General features: G+C 35.8%; 15 protein-coding genes, 1 tRNA gene and 1 pseudogene. 6 read left to right on the plus strand and 11 right to left on the minus strand.

Annotated features, from left to right (window positions below; genetic code table 11):
- The coding region (locus GNY06_RS11410) for a T6SS effector amidase Tae4 family protein (RefSeq protein ID WP_212995114.1) at positions 1-399 on the plus strand (399 nt) is incomplete at its 5' end.
- Between the two features lie 138 nt (positions 400-537).
- Here the strand turns inward: GNY06_RS11410 and GNY06_RS11415 are convergent.
- A tRNA-Gln gene (locus GNY06_RS11415) sits at positions 538-608 on the minus strand.
- Positions 609-800: 192 nt separating this feature from the next.
- Here GNY06_RS11415 and recA point away from each other — a divergent pair.
- Together recA and htpG are read left to right on the plus strand one after the other, a co-directional pair.
- Positions 801-1802, plus strand: a complete 1002-nt coding sequence (gene recA, locus GNY06_RS11420) for a recombinase RecA (protein WP_166520183.1) — start codon at positions 801-803, stop codon at positions 1800-1802.
- A 226-nt stretch (positions 1803-2028) separates the two neighbouring features.
- Entirely contained in the window at positions 2029-3924 is a 1896-nt protein-coding gene (htpG, locus tag GNY06_RS11425; protein WP_166520184.1) for a molecular chaperone HtpG, read from the plus strand.
- Between the two features lie 171 nt (positions 3925-4095).
- On the opposite strand, the gene GNY06_RS11430 is transcribed toward htpG, so the two are convergent.
- From GNY06_RS11430 to GNY06_RS11470, 9 genes are all read right to left on the minus strand, one after another.
- Positions 4096-4404, minus strand: a complete 309-nt coding sequence (locus GNY06_RS11430; RefSeq protein ID WP_166520185.1) for an MGMT family protein — start codon at positions 4402-4404, stop codon at positions 4096-4098.
- 102 nt (positions 4405-4506) lie between these two features.
- The gene (locus GNY06_RS11435) at positions 4507-5484 is read right to left on the minus strand and encodes a deoxyhypusine synthase family protein (RefSeq protein ID WP_166520186.1); all 978 of its coding nucleotides are present in this window, start codon (positions 5482-5484) and stop codon (positions 4507-4509) included.
- 61 nt (positions 5485-5545) lie between these two features.
- On the minus strand, positions 5546-5938 hold the full coding sequence (arfB, locus tag GNY06_RS11440; protein WP_166520187.1) for an alternative ribosome rescue aminoacyl-tRNA hydrolase ArfB: 393 nt from the start codon (positions 5936-5938) through the stop codon (positions 5546-5548).
- Positions 5935-6981, minus strand: coding sequence for an AMP-binding protein (locus GNY06_RS11445; protein WP_166520188.1), 1047 nt, complete (start codon positions 6979-6981; stop codon positions 5935-5937). Before GNY06_RS11445 ends, arfB begins: the two co-directional genes overlap by 4 nt.
- Before the next feature lie 57 nt (positions 6982-7038).
- Positions 7039-8802 (minus strand): arginine--tRNA ligase, encoded by a 1764-nt coding sequence (gene argS, locus GNY06_RS11450; RefSeq protein ID WP_166520218.1) that lies wholly within the window; start codon positions 8800-8802, stop codon positions 7039-7041.
- Positions 8803-8876: 74 nt separating this feature from the next.
- Positions 8877-10331: a SusD/RagB family nutrient-binding outer membrane lipoprotein gene (locus GNY06_RS11455; RefSeq protein WP_166520189.1), complete on the minus strand. Its 1455-nt coding sequence runs from the start codon at positions 10329-10331 to the stop codon at positions 8877-8879.
- A 13-nt stretch (positions 10332-10344) separates the two neighbouring features.
- Positions 10345-13404 (minus strand): SusC/RagA family TonB-linked outer membrane protein, encoded by a 3060-nt coding sequence (locus GNY06_RS11460; protein WP_166520190.1) that lies wholly within the window; start codon positions 13402-13404, stop codon positions 10345-10347.
- A 141-nt stretch (positions 13405-13545) separates the two neighbouring features.
- A complete protein-coding gene (locus GNY06_RS11465) occupies positions 13546-15123 on the minus strand; it encodes a SusD/RagB family nutrient-binding outer membrane lipoprotein (RefSeq protein WP_166520191.1) in 1578 nt (525 codons plus the stop codon).
- Positions 15124-15134: 11 nt separating this feature from the next.
- Entirely contained in the window at positions 15135-18155 is a 3021-nt protein-coding gene (locus GNY06_RS11470) for a SusC/RagA family TonB-linked outer membrane protein (RefSeq protein WP_166520192.1), read from the minus strand.
- Positions 18156-18287: 132 nt separating this feature from the next.
- On the opposite strand from GNY06_RS11470, the gene GNY06_RS11475 reads away from it, so the two are divergent.
- From GNY06_RS11475 to GNY06_RS11485, 3 genes and pseudogenes are all read left to right on the plus strand, one after another.
- Positions 18288-18866, plus strand: a complete 579-nt coding sequence (locus GNY06_RS11475) for a ribonuclease HII (protein ID WP_166520193.1) — start codon at positions 18288-18290, stop codon at positions 18864-18866.
- Between the two features lie 545 nt (positions 18867-19411).
- Positions 19412-19786 (plus strand): annotated as a pseudogene (locus tag GNY06_RS15325) (fatty acid desaturase); the annotation flags it as partial.
- Between the two features lie 81 nt (positions 19787-19867).
- On the plus strand, positions 19868-20515 hold the full coding sequence (locus GNY06_RS11485; protein WP_166520194.1) for a LysE/ArgO family amino acid transporter: 648 nt from the start codon (positions 19868-19870) through the stop codon (positions 20513-20515).
- A gap of 351 nt (positions 20516-20866) precedes the next feature.
- On the opposite strand, the gene yidC is transcribed toward GNY06_RS11485, so the two are convergent.
- Positions 20867-22651 (minus strand): membrane protein insertase YidC, encoded by a 1785-nt coding sequence (gene yidC, locus GNY06_RS11490; protein WP_166520195.1) that lies wholly within the window; start codon positions 22649-22651, stop codon positions 20867-20869.
- Between the last annotated feature and the right edge of the window lie 2 nt (positions 22652-22653).

Here is a 22653-nt window from a genome sequence, read left to right on the forward strand (position 1 = left end):
AACAATCACCCTGGAAAGAGATCTTACCCCTGCAATTTTCAAAATCAATGTGCTATAAGAATGGGAGTTGCTTTGGAAAAAAGCAAGGTTGATTTAAGCTCGTTCAGAGGAGCCCGCTGTTGGTTTGGCCATAATCCAAGACATATTTTGCGGGCACAGGAGCTTGCAGACTGGATTTCAAAAAAATACACAATATTTGGAATAAAGAGAGTGTACAAAAGAAAAGATCACCCAAAGATGTCAAGTAGCGATTTTTACGGAAAGAAAGGCATTGTTTTTATAAAAGATGGTTGGGGTCCAACAGACCATATTGATCTATGGAATGGATACGAAATGAGAGGTGGAGACTTTTCATATTTAAAATTGGGAGTAGAAATATGGTTTTGGCGATTATCGTGAGGCGATGAGTACCGGTGAATAAAGCGATACGGATAGTAGACCTGGTGTATTAGCAGAATATTCAAACCTCAAAACAAACGAATAAAATATCATTTCATTGGGCAAAATAAAAAATCGCCCTTAAATAAAGGCGATTTGTAGACCCACAGGGATTCGAACCCCAGATGACTGAACCAAAATCAGTAGTGTTACCGCTACACCATGGGTCTCTGTTTTTATTGTGGTGCAAATTTACAATAAAAATTCCTTTTTGCAAGTTTTTTTTCAAAAAAAAGCCTATATAATGGAGCAAAAAGTAGCTACACCATTGGTTTTCAACATAAAAAAAACACCTTATTTTTTTACATACTCCCTGGTTTTAGTCTTTTTATTTCCGTATTTTTGGAAAAATAATTTTTTAGATGAGTGATACAAACGATAAGAAAAAAGCACTTGCTTTAGTGTTAGAGAAGTTAGATAAAACCTATGGTAAAGGCACCGTAATGACCTTAGGAGATAACTCTGTAGACCATTCTATTGAAGTGATCTCTTCCGGATCATTAGGACTAGATCTTGCGTTAGGTGTTGGGGGATACCCTAAGGGTCGGGTGATTGAGATTTACGGCCCAGAATCTTCGGGTAAAACAACTTTGACTTTACATGCTATTGCAGAAGCCCAAAAACAAGGAGGGGTTGCTGCTTTTATAGATGCCGAACATGCTTTCGATCGAAATTACGCTGCTAAACTAGGAATTAAATTAGAAGATCTTATTATTTCTCAGCCCGACAACGGAGAACAAGCATTAGAAATCGCCGATAACCTCATCCGTTCTGGAGCGATCGATATCGTGGTGATTGACTCTGTAGCAGCACTCACCCCAAAAGCTGAAATCGAAGGAGAAATGGGCGACTCTAAAATGGGATTACACGCGAGACTTATGTCCCAGGCACTTAGAAAGTTGACAGCTACGATCTCCAGAACTAAGTGTACTGTAATTTTCATCAATCAACTCAGAGAAAAAATCGGAGTAATGTTTGGAAACCCCGAAACCACCACCGGAGGAAATGCTCTTAAATTCTATGCTTCGGTAAGGATAGATATCCGTAAAGCCAGTGCTCCTATAAAACAGGGTGATGAGGCAATAGGCAGCCGAGTAAAAGTAAAGATTGTAAAAAATAAAGTAGCCCCTCCATTTAAGCAAGCAGAATTTGATATTATGTACGGAGAAGGTGTATCTAAAGTGGGAGAAATTCTTGATCAGGGAGTAGATTTAGGCATTATTCAAAAAAGTGGTTCCTGGTTTAGTTATAACAATACCAAATTAGGCCAAGGGCGGGATGCTGTAAAAGAAGTTATTAAAGATAATCCAGAATTACAGGAGGAGCTGGAAACCAAAATAAAAGAAAAGATTAGCACCAAATAAACCGAGTTGTGCTAAAGATGATATAATAAGGGCTATCTCAAAATGAGATAGCCCTTTGCATATTACTGAGTCCAGCATATTTTTATTTTCCGTCAGATTTAAGCTCTCTATTTTTATATATTTAGCCAATCTTTCGCCCCCATCTAACTCTAAATGACATTATGTCACTTTTATGAAGCTGGTATTTTTTTTGAAAAAATGAAATAAACATAAAACCTCAACAACTATGACAAAAGGGAATATCAATGTATCGGTGGAGAATATATTTCCGCTCATCAAAAAATTTCTTTATAGCGATCACGAAATATTTTTAAGAGAACTTATTTCCAATGCCACAGATGCGACTCTCAAGTTAAGACATCTTACTACGATTGGGGAAGCCCAAGTAGAATATGGCAGCCCGAAAATAGAAGTTAAGATAAATAAAGACCACAAAACCCTATCCATCATCGACCAAGGGATTGGTATGACTAAGGAAGAAGTAGAGAAATACATCAACCAGGTGGCTTTTTCAGGCGCTGAGGAGTTTCTTGAAAAATATAAAGATTCAGCTAAAGATTCCGGCATCATTGGTCACTTCGGCTTAGGATTCTATTCTGCTTTTATGGTAGCAGAAAAGGTGGAGATTATCACCAAATCCTATAAAGAAGGTGTTTCTGCTGTCCACTGGACCTGTGATGGTAGTCCAGAATTTACCTTGGAGGATGATAAAACAAAAGCGGAACGCGGTACCGAAATTATTCTCCATATTGCAGAAGATTCTACAGAATTCCTGGAAGAATCTCGTATCCGCGAGCTGCTTTTGAAGTATAATAAGTTTATGCCAGTGCCTATTAAATTTGGCACTAAAACAGAGAGCCTACCTCTTCCTGAAGGAGCTGCAGAAGATGCAAAGCCAGAAACCCAAGAGGTAGACGACATTATTAACAATCCGACTCCTGCCTGGACGAAAGCACCGAACGAACTCGAAAATGAAGATTACCAAAAGTTTTATCACGAGCTATATCCGATGCAGTTTGAGGAACCTCTCTTCCACATTCATCTGAACGTAGATTATCCGTTTAACTTAACCGGTATTCTCTTCTTCCCTAAATTAGGCAACAACCTCAATATTGAGAAGGACAAAATACAACTCTACCAAAATCAGGTATTCGTAACTGATGAAGTAAAAGGCATCGTACCAGATTTCTTAATGTTACTTCGAGGCGTTATTGATTCTCCAGATATTCCACTGAACGTTTCTCGCTCCTACCTTCAGGCAGATGGTGCCGTAAAAAAAATCTCTTCTTATATCACTAAGAAAGTAGCGGATAAAATGGCCTCGCTCATCAATGAAAATCGTGAGGATTATGAGAAAAAATGGAATGACATCAAAGTGGTCATAGAGTACGGTATGATCTCGGAGGAGAAATTCTATGAAAAATCCGATAAATTTGCACTTTATCCGAATGTAGATGGTCAGTACTTCCTGTGGAATGAATTGGTGGAAAAACTAAAACCTATACAAACAGACAAGGACGGTAAACTGGTAGTACTTTACGCTTCTAATACGAATGAGCAAGACAGCTACATCCAACATGCCAAAGCGAAGGGCTATGAAGTTCTCCTACTGGACTCTCCTATCACACCTCACCTGATCCAAAAACTGGAATCCTCAAAAGAGAACATTTCCTTTGCAAGAGTAGATGCAGACCACATCAACAACCTTATCAAAAAAGATGAACCTGCTATTGCAAAATTGAAGGATGAAGAAAAAGAAACTCTAAAAAAAGATATTGAAGAAGCGGTAAACGATAAAGCTTATAACATTCAATTGGAAGATCTGGACAGCCAGGATGCGCCTTTCATCATTACCCAACCAGAATTCATGCGGCGTATGAAGGATATGCAAATGACCGGTGGTGGTGGCATGTTTGCCATGGGAGGCTTCCCAGACATGTACAATTTGGTGGTTAATGCCAACAGCGATCTGGCATCCGGCATCCTGAAAGCAGAGAGTAGTGAGGATAAAAACGCTTTGGTAAAACAAGCTTTGGATCTTGCGAAACTCTCTCAAAATCTGTTGAAAGGAAAAGAACTAACCGATTTTATTCAAAGGAGCTTTGAACAACTGAAGAAATAATTTTATACTTTACATTCTAATCTTGGCGGGCATCTAACCCGCCATTTTTATATCCTAAAAGCATGTAATGTTTTCTCTTCATTTCCTTCTTTGTAATATATATTACAACTCTGTAACTCTAAAAAATCTTCTTTTTTGCCCTATAGGAAATATAAATTTATTTTTAGCTTCTTAAATTTCCTTTAACGGATCCCAAAATATTGCTCTGAAATTTTGAATTTTACCCTCTTTTCCGGTAAGACCTTCTTGCTTCAACTTTAGAATAAAGAGAGAAATACACCCTCCCGCAGTGATCACTCCGGAAGCATTACAAACCCTATGTACGGGCAAATCTTGATCACAATTTCGCAATATATTTCCCACATGGCGAGCATAATTGGGACACCCCAAGGCTCTGGCAATAGCTCCATAGGATGTCACTCGACCCCGAGGGATCATACTGACTACCTGGAAAACACTATCTTTAAACTGCTGATTCAAAACAACATTTCTTTACTCCTAAAATAAGCATAATAGAGCTTCTGTTCAAAACAAAAGCTTACCCATGGGCAAGCTTTTATTGTATCTATGAATATTTTCTGTTTAAGAGTTTTCCAAAATATAGGTAAACATAAGCGGTGCACAAATGGTAGCATCACTTTCGACAATAAATTTAGGAGTATGGATATCCAACTTACCCCATGTTATTTTCTCATTTGGAACCGCTCCTGAATAAGAACCATATGAAGTTGTAGAGTCTGAAATCTGACAAAAATAAGACCAGAATGGTACATCGTGCATTTCCAGATCCTGATAGAGCATAGGAACCACACAAATAGGAAAATCTCCGGCAATACCTCCTCCAATCTGGAAAAAGCCTACTCCTTTTCCCTCACAATTGTTTCGGTACCAGTCTGCCAAATAAGTCATATATTCAATCCCTGATTTTACTGTAGATGATTTTAGATCCCCCTTAATACAATAAGAAGCAAAAATATTACCCATAGTAGAATCTTCCCAACCTGGAACTACGATAGGAAGGTTCTTTTCTGCCGCTGCCAGCATCCACGAATTTTCTTTCGGAATTTCATAATACTGCTCTAAAACACCGGAAAGCAACATTTTATACATATATTCATGTGGGAAATAGCGCTCTTCTTTTGCTTCTGCATCTTTCCAGATTTCATAAATATGTTTTTGCAATCTTCTGAAAGCTTCTTCTTCAGGAATACAGGTATCGGTTACTCTATTAAGTCCTTTTTCTAAAAGATCCCATTCTTCCTGTGGAGTAAGGTCACGGTAATTTGACACCCTTTTATAATGAGAGTGTGCTACCAAGTTCATTAAGTCTTCCTCCAGATTGGCTCCGGTACACGAAATGATAGCAACTTTGTCCTGACGGATCATCTCTGCTAAAATTTTCCCTAATTCGGCAGTGGACATGGCACCTGCTAAAGTAATCATCATCTTACCCCCATCTTTAAGGTGGGCAACATATCCTTTAGAAGCATCTACCAAAGCCGCTGCATTAAAGTGCAGATAATATTTTTCTATAAAATCAGAAATGGGTCTATTGCTCATTTTTTAAAATTATTTTTGCAAAGATAGGCATTAGAAGTTAGAAGTCGCGAAGTTAGCATGCCTATATCCGAAACCTCCGGTTTTGTTTTTTCTCAGCATGCTGCTTTTTCTGGTTTAACCTTTTTTCTTTGGAAGTTTTGGTAGGCTTGGTTTTAAACCTTTTTTTAGGTACCACCAATGCTTTTTCTACCCATTCTAAAAGCTTTCGGGCTGCCTTTACTTTATTTTCGTGCTGCGATCGAAATTCCTGAACGCTGGCCTGTAATATTCCTTCAGTATTAATTTTGCTTTTGAGCTTTGACGCAATAATAGCTTTTTCGTCTTCGGAAAAATACCGAGAAGCCTCTAAGACCCAACCCGCAGTAACCATGGTTTCTACTTTGTTAATATGCTGGCCACCGGCACCACTGCTGCGTGCTGTTTTATAACGAATCTCGGAAGAAAAATCTATCATGACAGGTCTTTTGTGATGCGTTGTAGTAATTCTATTCGGTTTACTTTTCCATTGGGTGTTCTCGGTATTTCGGAGATAAAAATAATTTCTTTAGGTCTGTGGAAAGAATACTTAAATTTAAAATTCAAAAGCTGATCTTTTAGACTTATACTTTCAGCACCCTCAATAACAGCCACCAATTTATGTCCCAATTGCTGGTCCATTACTCCCAAAAACACCACCTCTTGAGGAATCTTTCTTTTGACCAAAGCTTCGAGCTGCTCGGGGAATATTTTCGCACCTCCAGAATTAATCACATGATCCAGCCTCCCTAAAAAACGAAATTGCTTTGAGTTTAAAATTTCTACCATATCGTGGGTCTGTAAAACATCAGGATGTAGCATCGGGGCCTCAATACGCAAACACCCTCTAGGATCCTGAGAGATATCAATCCCCTGAAACAGACTAAAATAATCTTCTGCTATGGGAAATATTTGCTTTAAACCAATATGGGAAAGGGTTTCTGACATCCCATAGGTTTCAAAAACCTGAACCTTAATCTCTTCGGATAAAGGCAGCAAACTTTCGAAAATTTTCCGCTTCAACAATTCAGAAACGGCTACCCCCCCAATAATTAGCTTCTCTATACGGCTCAGATGAGCTAATGAATTTTCTACCTGCAAAGGAGTCATTGCTGCGAAAGTAAAATTTCCCACTACATTCTTAAAGGGTATTAAGGAAGGCTCTACCACATTTAGCTTCAACTTTCTAAGCAAGGACCTTACCACCATCATTTTACCCGATATATAAGCTATCGGCAGACACAGTAGGGCTGTATCTCCTTCTTTAAGGTCCAAAAAATCGCAAGTCATCCGAGCAGAATTTAGCATTTTGGATTTTTCAATCGGAAATTTTTTAGGCATCCCCGTAGAGCCTGAAGTCTGCACCCAAACAGTAGTTGAATCTGAAAACCATTCCTTCAAAAAGTCTAAAACTTCCCTCTGAAAGTCATTGTTCGGAATTATTTGATCAGTCAAAATATTTTTAGAAAAGTCTAATAACATAACTTTGTGTTAAAAATAAAAAGCGGACACCGTCCGCTCTGTCATCATATTCTGTTCTTACATTCTATCAACAGTTCCTATGCCTAAAAGCCTTAGGGATTTCTGGATAATATCTCCCGTTACCTTGGAGAGTTTTAAACGCAGCTGCCTCGCCTGTTCATCATCCTGATTCAGAATAGGATTGTTTTGGTAAAAAGAGTTATAAGACTTTACCAAATCATAAACGTAATTGGCTACTTGTGCAGGGCTCAGTGCTTCCGCTGCTTTGGTAATTACCTCATTAAACTGCGCTATCACCAAGAACAATTCTTTTTCAAAAGTATTGAGTTGGTATTCTATGGAAAGTATTTTATCCTCATATTCGGATTTCTTGAGCAAGGACTGAATCCGCGCATAAGTATACTGGATAAAAGGCCCTGTATTCCCATTAAAATCAATGCTTTCTGCTGGATTAAACAATATTTTCTTCCTGGGATCTATTTTTAAAATATAATACTTTAAAGCTCCCAAGCCCACTGTCTCATAGGACTGCTCTTTTTCCTCGTGACTAAGCAGCTCCATTTTACCAAGCTCCTGAGCCTTTTCCTTTGCTGTCAGGTACATCTCCTGCATCAAATCATCAGCGTCCACCACCGTACCTTCACGCGATTTCATTTTACCCTGAGGGAGTTCCACCATTCCATAAGATAAATGATGTAAATCTTCTGCCCATGAATAGCCCATCTTTTTAAGGATTAAAAATAAAACCTGGAAATGATAATCCTGCTCGTTACCCACCGTATAAATTAGCTGCTGAATGTCGTTCTTTTTAAATCGTTCTACCGCTGTGCCCAAATCCTGAGTTATATATACCGAAGTGCCATCTGCCCGCAAAAGTAATTTCTGATCCAAGCCTTCGTCTGTAAGATCTACCCATACCGAAGTATCTTCTTTTTGAAAAAAGACACCCTTCTCTAAGCCCTCCTGGATCAAATCTTTCCCTAAAAGATAGGTCTGACTTTCATACTGTCGCTGATGGAAATCAACTCCCATACGAGTATAGGTCTCATCAAAGCCTTGATATACCCAGCCGTTCATCATCATCCATAAGTGCCGAACCTGCTCATCTCCCTGCTCCCATGCCAACAGCATTTTTTGCGCTTCCTGCAAGATAGGGGCCTGTTTTTTAGCCTCCTCCTCAGCCAGCCCCTGAGCTTTTAATTCTCCGATCTGTTTTTTGTATTCCTGATCGAATTTTACATAGTAATTGCCAATGAACTTATCACCTTTTAGTCCTGTAGATTCAGGTGTCTCTCCATTTCCAAATTTTTGCCAAGCTAACATCGACTTGCAAATATGAATGCCTCGATCATTAATAATCTGGGTTTTAATGACATTGTAGCCTGCCGCTTGCAAAATTTGAGCTACAGAATAGCCCAGTAAATTGTTGCGTACATGCCCCAGATGTAAAGGTTTATTGGTATTCGGAGAGGAATATTCCACCATAATGGTCTCTTGCCTCTTGGGTAGTTGACCTAAATGATTACCCAATTGTTGAAGCTGATGGATAAAAAAATCATTATGAAGGGAAAGATTCAAAAACCCCTTCACTACCTGATAAGAAACAATATAGTCCTCAGCTACCATCAAAGCCTCACCCAATTCTGCGCCCAGAATATCAGGGCTTTTCCTCGCCTGCTTCACAAGTGGGAACATAACCACCGTAAAATCTCCCTCGAAATTGGTTTTATTTTGCTGAACCTCCAAAACAACATTTTCTAACTGATATTGCTGCTGAATGACCTGAGTAATCTTATCTTGTATTTGTTTTTTAATCTCCATTCCTAAAAATTGTATCTGCAAATTTACAAAATAAAAAAACCACCCGAAGGTGGTTTTCATAGGTTGTATAAGTTTTAGTATTTATCCCAGAAAATTTTGGAACTTTGAACATCATTGCTTACACTTCCCCATTGCTTTACTACAGCTGCATCTCTATTAAGCCTGTTAACACTCGATTCTTTAATAGGATAATAAAGTCTTGTTGGTAAAGGATTCTGGGCAGGAGGAACAAAATTTCTAAAATCAAGCCTTCTGGAGAATGTCCAGGCCTCTAACCCTCTATTATAGGTTGCGATCCATGCCTCGTTTCCTATTTTCTGTTTCCAAGTACCCGATAAACCTGCATAGTCATTAGCAGCTATATACTTCTTAGCGTCTTCACTATTCACTCCCCAAGACTCCATTGATTCTTGTATACCCTTTTTAAAATAGCTACTCGCTGTGCCTCCTACACTATAACCTCTTTCTGCTGCTTCGGCTAGAATAAAAAGATTTTCAGCCGCTTCAAAAAGATTATACTTATAATCTGCTACTAAAATAGAAGGATGTATATGAGAAAAATTAGAATATAAATTTCCTTTACCATATTCCCCCCCAATAGCAACAAATTTTTCTTTATCACCGCTAACGCTAGTAAAAAACTTTTCCCTCCTTGGATCAGATTTCTGGTTCAATACATCTACAAGCGTATTGGCCGCTACCCAATCATTTCGACCACTCTGCACAACTTCTTGAAAAATAGGAGAAGTAAATAAACCTGATTTATCGAATTTTATTCCTAAATTATCACTATTCAAAAGAATAACTCCCTGTTTGTAGGCACTCTCAACCGTATTCTTGGCTAAAACATTATCCACATCGGCAAGATTGATTCCTAAACGTAATTTTAAGGTCGCCGCAAATTTTTTAACACTAAGCAGATTTCCCTTAAAGATAAGATCTCCATTCGTAAAACCTGACTTTGAGATGTCTATTCCATTATAAATATCATCACATTTTTTAATTAGGCTCTTATAAATTGTAAAAGCATCATCATATTTCGGAGTATTGGTCTTATCTATTTGAGTGGACTCACTATAGGGAACATCTCCATATGTATCTACTAAAACACTATAGATATAGGCTTCTAAGGCTTCTATAGTCAAAATTTTATTTTTTTTTGTAATTTCATCAATCTTTCCATCTTTTCTGACACCTTCTTTAGCTAAGGCAAGTGAATTAAGTCCATAATTCAACTTATTCCAAGTATTGTCTGGAACTCTTCTTTTGAATAAATTATACCGAGATTCATCTAAGTATTCAGTCTCTGTTATCTGCTGTGTAAACGTGCGCATAATATTGTAATTAACACTCGTTGTAGACATTTGATTTGCTATCTCTATTTCTGCATTTGTTAAGAGATATGTATAATCCGTATGATTTGGATTTTTCTGATCTTCATTTAATCTCGTAATATCACTCTCACAGGATATGGATATTAACAAAAATAATAAGATAAAAGAACTTATTAATATTTTTATTTTATTCATAACTTTACTTTAATTAGAAATTCGCACTAAAACTCATGCCTATTGTACGGACAGCCGGCATTGAACCGATCTGCAAGCCTCTCCCCAAATTACTGCTCGCTACACCTAACTGGTTGAATCCTCTATAGGCATCTTCGGGATCTGCATATGGCATATTCTTATGAATAATCCATAAATTTCTCCCTACAAGCCCCACTTTCGCTCCTTTTACAACCGTACCTTCAAACCATCTCTTGGGAAAATCATAATAAACCGCTGCTTCTCTCAGTTTAATAAATGTAGCATCATATACGAATTGTTTAGAGGGATATCCTACCGATGTTAATACCGACCCGGTTTTCGAATAAGAATATTCTGTTGCTATCGGTTTCGTATTAGACACATATTTTCCATTTTCTTCTACTACACCTGGAAGAATGGGCATAGAGCCATCTTTTGGTCTTAAACTAATAGTTTCAGGATACAAACCCGTATCCGTTCCATACAACATATCGACTGAAAAAATATCACCACCTTTCTGTCCATCTATCAAAAAAGAAAAAGTAAAACTCTTATATGAGAAACTGTTTCTTATGCTCCATGTATAATCAGGGGTTATATTTCCTATTTCTTGGTTACTGTCTGTAGTTAAATACCTTCCCTTATCATCAACCACCTTCTGCCCATCGGGAGAATAAACAAAATCCGTCCCATTAATAACACCGTATTTCTTTCCCACTGCTGCATTAAAAGTCACATTATTATTAGCGGATGCCAATAGTAAATTAGTACTAGATCCTTGCAGACTAATTACCTTATTCTGATTCTTAGCCCAATTTAAATTAATATCCCATTTAAATTTATCGGTTCTGAATGGTACAGCATTCAACTGAAGTTCAATTCCTTTATTTTGGATATTACCTGCATTAATCCATTGTTTTGCATATCCTGAAGAAGTGGAAACATCTACCAGCATAATTTGATCTTTTGAATTAGTTTTATATGCACTAATATCAAAACCTAAACGATTTTTAAAAAATCTAGCTTCCATCCCCAACTCTATTTCATTTGATCTTTCCGACCTTAAGTCAGGATTATTCTTATAGGTCCACGGTCTAATTACAGGATCTCCTGTGCCAAAAATCCCTATAATATCATAGGTATCTTCTATCCCATAGTTTAAAGTTGTTTTTCCTACTTGAGCCAAATTCCCTCTAATTTTCCAGAACGATAACCAGTCTCTTTTTATTAAATTTGATAAAATTACGGATCCCGATACAGAAGGGTAGAAATAAACATTATGTTGCTTGGGTAGGTTGGAGGAGCGATCCACACTCGAAGTAGCTTCTATATAATAGGTATCATCTATTCCAAAAGATATCTGGCCATAAGCCCTAGGCAACAGAGAAGTAGCAGAATATTCCTTCGCAGGAAGAGGTTGTCCATAAGAATTTCTTAAGGCATATAAACCTGGTATAATTAGACCTCCTTCTGTAGAAGCATCGGTAGTTTCAGTTTTATTTCTTCTTAAGGATGTACCTATTAAACCGCTCAATGTCATATTATTGTCAAACCTTTTATTATAGTTGGTAAACAAATCAAAATTAATTTCATTACTATAATAGGTCCCAAGATAATATCCTGAAGGAGCATTTAATTTAGATAAACCAAAAGTTTGATTAATTGATCCTATCGCTAATCTCTGTTCATTTTTCTGATTAATGAAATCTGTTGACATTCTTCCGGTAAGGTTCCATTCTTTGTTGAATTTATAATTTAGCACCAAATAACCAAAAAATCTTGTCCTATTATCGCTTTGATAGTTTTGATACCTTTCAAAATAAGGGTTATTCCAATAAGCAGGAGAAAAAAAAGCAGCTTGATCATCTACAGAATATCCTTTAGGATTCCATGTTAAATTTTCGTGATTTAGAAAATATGCATTCTTTAAATCTAACATATCTACATTGGTTTGCCACCATTGTCTAAATCCTCCAATAATATTATCATTATATCCTGTAGTATTTCTTCCCACTGTATTTTGTATCGTCAAAGTTGTATAAGCGGTAGCACTCAACTTATCGGTAAGATCATATGTAAACTTGGATGTAATAATATTCTTTTTTAAATCCGAGTTTGGTAAGACGCCGGAGGAAAGGTAATTATTATAATTTAAGTATATAGAAGAGTGATTATTAGACTTCTCTATACTTATAGAGTTAGATGTAGTTTGTGACTTTTGAAAAAAGTAATCTGGAGTATGTTTCGCTGCCATCCATGGGGTTGCTACATGGTACCCTGGCAACTGAGGATATAAAGAATTCCATTGATACACCATTTTTTTGGGATCAAAAGCATCACCCATACTGGCATCACCGCTTGTGACAACGACAGGTCTCATGACTCCATCTCCAAGAATATTTTTATTACTAAAACTAGAACCATAACCTCCCCCAAATACATTTTGATACTTAGCAAAAGTCGACTTATCAATTTCACCATATAAGTATTCTGTTGAGAGTTTAATCCCCCATGTATCATCTTTTTTTGATTTACCTTTTTTAGTGGTAATGACTACGACTCCAGCAGAGGCTCTCTCTCCGTATAAAGCGGCGGCGGCCGCACCTTTCAAAATATTAATACTTTCGACATCATCGGGATTAATATCCGAAATTACATTTCCCCCATCATATTTTCCATACTCTGAGGAAAGCGTAGAACTTGTATTATTAACTGGGACCCCATCAATCACAAAAAGTGCTTGATTATTACCTGCTATAGACTTCATTCCTCGTATAACCACGCTGGAACTTCCTCCAAAATTAGAGTTAGTAACTATCTGAACTCCGGCTGCCTTACCTGTCATCTGAGACGATAAATTTCCAGTAGATGCTCCTTCTCTCAAAATATCTCCCTTAATTTCTTGTGAAGCATATCCCAAGGCTTTCTTCTCTCTCTTAATCCCGAGAGCGGTGACTACCACCTCTTCAATGTCTGTTGTTTTAGTGGAGTCTTTCTTCTTTTTCTGAGCTGAAACCAGCACAAAAGATGAAGACAAGACCACCGCTAAAACACTGTTAATTAGTTTCTTCATATTAAATTAATTTTTACATACACAAGTGTATTAAAAAAAACTTAATCTGACAAAAAACATTAATATATTCTTAATAAAAATAGCATTTAACAAAAGAAGCTGCCTTAAAAAGCAGTTTCTTTTGTTAAATATAAAAATGACCTACTTTAGCCAAAAGGGAGTAAATGCATTTTTACTAAAACATTCAGAGGCTGATAATTTAGGTACATTCTGACTATTTGCAGCAAGCTCAGAATTTGGATACATTAATCTGTAGGGTTTATTATTCTGTACAGCTCTTTTTGACAAAGGTATATAAGGGTACCCTGTTCTATTATAATCAAAAAAAACTTGAATTGGAGCCACTAAGCCTAATGCTAACCACTTTTGAGTCATAATAGCATCTAATTTCTCATCATTAGAGCCGAGCCAACCGAGCCTCTTTACTGTATTAATTTTAGCTATATAATCTGTTGCTCCTTGAGCATCTAAATAATTAAAAGAGGCTTTGATTCCTGATTCAAAAGCTGTTTTACCCTGTATTCCTAAATCGGGATACTTTAAAGAGGCTTCCGCTTTTAAAAAATCAATTTCTGACTTCGTCATTAAAGCTCCACCTCTTGATGATGCTGACTCCAAGTTACGCTCTCCCTTGGTAAACCAACCAGGACCAAATGAAGAAATAGGTCTCTCTACTGCCATATCTGGATCACCTGGACGTACTCCTTGTTTAACTCCAATCACCCTATTATTTTTATCTACCGAAAACATTCTGGATTTACGCCCATCCTGAATCCCATTAAATTTTTGATAAAATGGAGTGGCATCATTTTTATCATTACTATTTAGGCATATGGCGAGATGCCCAGAGGCCGTATCCATCCTAAAGGCTTGAGATAAAGTCCTTCCACTTGAAGCGAAAAAATAATTGGTAAAAGGATTCTGACTATCATCATTAGCGGCTGAATATCCAGGATTTACAACAACATCTTCATTTAAAAACGCAGCTCCTCTAAGCGAAATCAATTGTTGATTTCTAACTTTAGCGAGTTCCCCCTTAGCATTTGACATCCGGATAATCATTCTCAATTTAATATTATTGGCAAAAGCCTTCCATTTTAACCTATCTCCTCTAAATACAATATCTTCATTTCCTGGTATAGCCCTATCTTTATTTTTATTAGGATCATCCAACTCTACTAAAGCTTCATCAAGCTCCTTAAACATTTTGCCATAAATATCACTATCTTTTTCATATGCTGGAGTTAATCGACTCTTTTCCCCAAAAGCCTCCGTATAAGGAATATCTCCATACAGATCCACTATGGTTTGCATATAAAATACTTTCATAATTTTAGCCATTCCGGAATAATAAATATAGATAGGATTTTCATGTGCCTTATCAATTATAATTTGTAAATTATTTACTCCTCTCAAGGTACCATCCCATAAAGCCGAATAAAAGGAAGTATTAAGAGTGAGCATAAATTCAGGATCATTACCATTACCATACACTGCAGAATTGGTCCCTATATAATTAGTATATAAAGCACCTAAGTTCACTAGGTCTCGAGCATGCACCCTAAAGGTTTCGCTTACTGCACCCGGAAATATGTTATTCGGCTGCAGGTTACCTTCCAACACTTTGTTGGGGTTTTCATTAATATCCAAATAATTGTTACAAGAGGTAAAAGGTAATAAAAAGGTGATTGCAACTATAAATATTTTTGGTAAATTCATTTTGTCATATTTTAAAAAGTGGCTTTAATATTGAATCCAAACGATCTGATGGTAGGATATTGATTCATGTTAGCATATCCTGTTGCATTACCTACATTAGACGTCTTAGAAGTTGTAGTGCCTGATGTTTCAGGATCTGCGAAATTTCTATTTTCTCTAGAATACTTTATAAATGGATTTCTGGCATAAGCACCTATGGTAATAGACTTAATAAAAGTATTACTGAATACAGATCTAGGAATATCATAAGCTAATGCAATTTCTCTTATTTTAAAGAATGTAGCATCAATTACATAATACTCCGAAGCTGTTCCTAGAAAATTTCCAAAATAGGAATTCGCTCCCTGATAATTCGCTTGACCTAAATAAGGAGTCGTATTCGGAACATACTTCCCGTCTACGTATTGCACAGAATTAGGGACAATATATCCTTTAGATCTATCAAAATCGGCAGAATCTTCTGTATTTCCGGCAAAGGCAAGGGTACTTCGAATCGGGACAATAAATTTCCCACCTTTCCTCCATTCGGCTATTCCTGATAGTGTAAGGCCTTTATATTTTATGGAGGTAGTAAAATTCATGGTAAAATCCGGAGTCGTTTTCCCCAATTGACCCAAGCGTCCTGTAAATTGTGGCACCCCTTTTTCATTCACCACAATTCGACCTTGTGGATCTCTTTGAAAGATACCCCCCCCTTGTATCATCGCAAAATCTTGATTTTTAACAGCATAAATACCTATTCCTCCAAGGTTGGTTGAAAGTAAAGAAATTTGATTTAAGCCTTCTCCCAATTCTAAAATTTTAGATCTAGACATTGCATAAGAAGCTTTTAAATTCCATTGAAAATTTTTTGTTTTAATAGGCGTTCCTCCTAAATCAATATCAAACCCCCTCATGCGCATTTTACCAAAATTACCTTTTAATGACCTAAGTCCTGATGCACTAGATGTGGTTGCTTTGGTAATTAGATCATCAGTATCTGACTGGTATAAAGAAGCATCTAAAGTCAATCGATCTTTAAATAAACCTAGATTTAAATTTGCTTCATAAGTGGAAATAAACTCCGGTTTAATATCTGGATCTGTTTTATCAATATCAGATATATAAGACGGAAGCCCATTAAATGGATAGCCTGTAGGAATATTTCCTGTAGCATAAATTTGATATGGATCTATAGCAGAAGTATTACCTACCCTTGTATACGATGCTGAAACTTTCATATAATTTAAAGTTTCACTTCTAATACCCTCAAAAGCCTTTGTCGGAATAAAGGATGCTCCTCCTGAATAATATAAATAGCTTTTATTTCTATACTTATTCGTTATTTTCGGGGTAATGGCTAAAACTGAAGACTGCTCCAAACGCCCTGTTGCATTAATAAATAAATAATTTTTATAGGCTAAATCTGCATTTACAAAACCCGCTACAATTCTTGAATTCGTCTGGTAATTATTAAGATTTGCCCAAGGATCTGGTTTCAGTACATTATTAATATGATACCACCCAGGAATATCTAATCCAACCCCCCCTACTTGAATAACATTATATCGATTATCTTGAATATTATTACCTACATTAAATTTTAGATTCCAATCCTCATTTAAGTCATAATTAAAATTAACCATTAAATCTCCGTAATAATTCCTGGTTCTCTCATTCTTGTCATAAAACTTAGATTCTATATCGGATAAGCCTGCATCAAGACCTGTTTTACCATTTAAAAACGGAACCTGTGGCACACGATATATCCTACTCACCACGTCTCCATCATTATGTATGTTAGAATTAATGCTTTTTATAGCCAAATTCCCCGTATAAGTAACATTAATATTTTTATTAAAATCATATTTGATAGAAATAATCCCACTAAGGTAATCACTATTAGAATTATTTCTAGCATGCTTAATTGACCAATAAGGATTGGTAGCATATGAGGTGGTATAAGCATCACGCCCTGAATTTCTAAAAAGTTTCACATTAGAACTTGTAGGGTTTTGCATAAAGTTGTACCATAATTCTTCATCCGGATCTGTTTGACTAATAGACTGGTTGATATATTGTATATTGCCATCAATATGGAATTGCCCAAAAGTTTTTCCTGCTTTAAATATAAAACTATTTCTTTTCATCTCATCTCCTGGAATAACAAAACTATTGTCTTGCCTATTAACAGAAAGAAATGCATAAGAATCATAACCTCCCACATTCATTGAAAGCCCATTCTGGAAAAGCAACCCTTTGTTAAATATTCTACCATACATATTGTCCAATGGAGCATACTTTTCATAAATAAACTGGTTATTAAGCTGTGGCAATCCAGAAGGCATCATCTTACCGCCAATTTTCGGATTAGAAAAAGCTGGCCCCCAAGATGTATTCTCCCAAGGAACATAATAGGTCCCATCTAAAGACTCTTTGGTCCATGAGTCATCTACCGCGCCCTTTCCATATTTTTTCTGATAGAGTGGCAGTTTATAAGCCTCTGTCATCTCTGTAGAATTGGTCAAAGTAAATTGTATTCTCTCACTTTTACTTCCCTTCTTTGTGGTGACTACAATTACCCCATTTACCCCCTGCTGTCCGTAAAGAGCCGCTCCCTGTAAACCTTTAATAACATTAATATTTTCAATAGACTCGGGAGGAAGCTGTTGTAGAATGGCTGCAGAAGATATTACATTATCAATAACGATCAAGGCTTGATTATTGCCCGTAATAGATTTTACACCTCTCAATACAATCCTACTAGTAGGATTAACAGATGAGTTGGTTTGGGTAATTTGCAATCCCGAAACTTTAGCCTGCAATCCTTGGATAGCATCTGGCGGAGCCGCAAGTGTTAGCTCTTTAGAACTAATAACCTGCTGTGCAGAAACTACCGCATCGGCTTTTTTCTTAATCCCAAGAGCTCCTGTCACCACCACCTCTTCAATGTCCGTTGTTTTAGTGGAGTCTTTCTTCTTTTTCTGAGCTGAAACCAACACAAAAGATGAAGATAAGACCACCGCTAAAACACTGTTAATTAGTTTCTTCATACCTATCAATTTTTCACAGTATCAAATATGTAAATTTTTATTAATATAGCAAGCGAAAAATTTAACTTTTTTTTTAAAAAATATAATTAATTATATCTATTAATAATAAGTAAAAATAAACTCTATAATAACATGAATTTAATCAAAAAATGCCACCCTCATTATATAGAAGCCGGTTGTGATGAAGTGGGTCGAGGTTGCTTAGCGGGACCTGTAGTTGCTGCGAGCGTAATTCTAGGTGATGATTTTAACAATATTTTTGTTAAAGATTCTAAAAGTTTATCTAAAAATTCTATAAAAGATCTCGCCTCTTATATCAAGGAAAACGTTAAAGATTATGCTATTTCAGAGCTACCGCCCGCTTTTATAGACCAACATAACATTCTTAATGCCAGTATTCATGCCATGCATTTAGCACTGGATCAATTAAAAATACGCCCAGAATTTATTCTAGTCGATGGCAATAGATTTCACCCCTACCCCCATATTCCACACCAGTGCGTGGTTAAAGGAGATTCTAAGATTTTAAGCATTGCTGCAGCATCCATATTAGCCAAAGATTATAGAGATAGATTAATGGAAGATTTACACCGAGAATACCCGCAATATGGATGGGAGCGCAATGTGGGTTATCCGACAAAAGCACATAGAGAAGCCATTAGAACATTTGGTACTACCCCCCATCATCGGATGAGCTTTAAACTGCTATAAGGGGGATTATTTAGTTTGATAAAAAATTATTAATTTAATCTCAATAATTATGTCTAATTTTTTAAATTAATAAGAAATGAAACTAGAGGCTAAAAGAAAAAAAGAATTGATACTTAAATTTGGAAAAAAAATAATCTTAAAGGAATGGTTGGGATTATAAAAAATTGGCTCGTATTTTTTATTGTGTTCTTTTTATTGTATATTATACAGAATAGTAACCTTCAAAGTTATGCTAAAATATTAATATATATACCTATATCCTTCTTTATAGGCTGTTGTTTAAGGGGATTTGATAACTTAACTCATGAAGCCTCTCATTATAATATTTTTGCCACGGTAGCATTACATGAAAAGTTACAGTTTTTATATAGTTACCCTGTTTTTTAAAGTTTTATATGACTATACAATTTCTCATCTAAAACACCACAAAAATTACAGAAGTAATAAATCCAATGCCCCTGATACAATACAAAATATTAGATGGGGGATAGAAACAAAAATAAAAGCTCCTATCTCTTACGCAAATCAAATATTAAAATTTTTACATATTTAGATTTTTTACTCTTTATTATTTTTACGATAACATAAAATATAATTTTATACCTACTCTATTAAATAAGAGAAGACCAATTAAACTATTATTTTTCTGGACCTTCATCTTATTTATAATTTATACAACCTCTTCTTGGAACTTATTTTTAAAAGGATACTTAATTCCTTATTTCATATGGTTACCTTACATAAGATTTATTCCAGAATCTTCTAAACATACCAATGTTAATCTTAAAGACGATTTTTCAAACAGCAGAAATAATATAGGAGTTTTACATCAGATTTTATTACACCCTCATAATGATGGATTTCAGCAAATGCACCATCTTGTTCCTTCTATCCCTTTTTACAATCTAAAAAAAGCATATTTAAATATTAAAAAAAATGGAACTGCTAAATTTATAGAATCACACACGCCTATCGAAACTATTCAACAATCATTAAAAATAATGAGATCTCTATCTATATTAATTAAAGGATTTTTGGTTTCTGCCGCTTTAATCATTGCTATAGGCGCGCAAAATGCCTATGTATTAAAAAAAGGACTTAAAAAAGAAAATATTTTTTGGGTTTCTTTTACCTGCTTCTTGTACGATTTCGTTCTTATTGTATTGGGTGTTTTTGGCCTGGGAAAAATTATTGGAGAAAATTTTTTAATTTCAATTTTACTATCCTTGGCAGGATGTCTATTTCTGTTTTGGTATGGGTTTAATTCTTTTAGAAGCGCTATAAAAGGAACGAGCTTTCTAAATATAAAAACAAATGAAGATCATAAAAAAGAAAATGTAAAAAAATCCATATTAACCACCTTAGCCATCACCCTACTTAATCCCCATGTATATCTAGGTACCATAGTGGTAATTGGAGGAGTCACGAATGTACTAAATAATACGGAAAAGATATTTTTCACATGTGGAGCTTTATTCACTTCTTTTTTATGGTTTTTTTCTTTAGGCTATGGCGCATATTTTTTAATCCCCTTTTTTAAGAAAAAGATCACTTGGCAAATTCTTGATTTCATTATTGGTTTAATCATGTGGTCTATTTCGTTTAGTTTAGCCTATCATGCTATTGATTCTTTTAATCATTGGAAATAAAAATTTATTTTACTTCTTTTTGATATAGAATTTCATTATCCAAGATGTATTGCGTTGCTATATAAGGAAAAATATAAATCTTCATTTTTTGATATAATTTCGTTAATTGCACTCATATATGGGTATAACTTAAATATTGTAAAGATTTCTCTAAAAAAATATGCTCATCGGTAATGAATTGATTTTTATTAACCTCAATTTACGCATATAAACGCTAAATTATTAGAACTCTTGCTGTCATAATTTATTTTGATCGATCTCTGGGGTCCATCACTTTATTTTTACTTTTAAGTTATCTACAATAAAAAAACTCAGCCTTTATAACTGAGTTTTTTATTGTAGTTGAGGATGTTATTTCTTTTTCTGCTGTTGTTTCTTCATTTGCTCTACTTGCCTTTGTTGCGCTTGAGCTTTTTCCATCATCTCACGCATCCTGGTCTGAAAGCGTCCTTCTTTTTTAGGTTTTGCTTTATTTTCTTGTATCTGTGCATGTATTTTCTTTTCATCCAAGATAAAATATTTGATCACCAAAATAATGACAATATTAATCGCATTGGATACAAAATAATACCAGGATAAACCAGAGGCTGCTGAATTTAGAAAGAACATAAATGTAATCGGGAAAATATACATTAACGGCTTCATATTGGGCATTCCTTCCTGAGTTGGTTGCTGCATATTTCCGGCAGACATGATGGTATAAATAAGAATGACTATAGTACATGCCAGTGCAAAAACACTAAGGTGCTCCCCTAAAAAAGGGATGTTAAAAGGTAATTTAATTACATCATCATAAGCCGTGAGATCATCCACAAACCAAAAGCTTTTCCCTCTAAGATCCAACATGTTGGGAAAGAAACGAAATAATGCATAAAAGATCGGGATCTGCACCAAGCCTGGAAGACAACCAGCAAACTGATTTACGCCCGCTTTGCGATAAACTTCCATCGTAGCCTGCTGCTTTTTCATTGGGTCGGCCTTTTTATATTTCTCCTGAACCTCTTCAATCTCTGGTCGGATCACACGCATCATGGCACTTAACTTATGTTGCTTATACATAATTGGAGAAAGAATAAACTTCACTGCAATGGTCATTAAGAAAATAACCCATCCAGCGGCAATTCCCCAAGATGACAACATGTTATACACTGGTATAAAGAATCCCCGGTTAATAAAACCTATAAAAGACCATCCCAAAGGAAGAATTTCATCAAAGTTTTTACCATATGATTTTAAGAGTTTAAGATCTAGTGGCATAAAATACCATTTAAAATCCTGATTCAATTCATTAGCTACCAAATCAACATGTCCGTTGTAATGAAATTTCTTTAGAAATTCCCCTTTTTCAATCACTTCCTGGTGTCCGGAAGAATTTTTAAATCCACTTTCAGATTCTATCAAGGCAGAAAAAAACTGCTGCTTGACACCTATCCAGTTGAGTATTTCTTTCTCCTCATTCATGTCGCCACGAGAGTCGTAGTCATAGCTTTTATAATTGTTAAAAGCATAGACAAATTCTGTATGTGTCTGCTCCTGAGAACGCCCCTTTTCTATTTCGCGTACATTATAATTCCATACGAAATCTGCCTTATTATCCGAAACTAAACTGGTAAGACCTTGTGTTCTGACTTTAAAATCAATCGTATATTGATCCAATAAGGTATAAATAAATGTTATGGTCGCCTCTCCTGCATTGGCCTGCATGCTTATCGTATTGCCATCGGTTGTTGATTTGAATATCAAATCTTTGGTATCAACCAGTTTTCCAGACTTATCCTTAAACTGAAAACCATAATCAGCATTATTCCCTGAAAATAAAAGCACAGGTTTGTCTTTTATTTTTTCATCAAAAGCATTAAACTTATTTAACTTTACGTTCGCTATTTGCCCCCCAAGCGTAGTAAAATCTACGGTTAACAAATCATTTTTAAGCTGTACTTTCTGGATACTCGCTGTATCGGGATGCCTCTGAAGTTGTGGTACATTCGATTTTTGAACAGGCTGAACGGATGGTTTAGCCCCATCTTCCACCGGTTGTTGCTTAGATTGGAAGTAGAACATAACCCCCATAAGGATTAATGAAAAAACCGCAAAACTGATCAGTTGGCTCTTGCCGACACCATTATTTTGTTGCATCT

This window comes from Elizabethkingia argenteiflava (assembly GCF_009904105.1).
Taxonomy (GTDB): Bacteria; Bacteroidota; Bacteroidia; order Flavobacteriales; family Weeksellaceae; genus Elizabethkingia; species Elizabethkingia argenteiflava.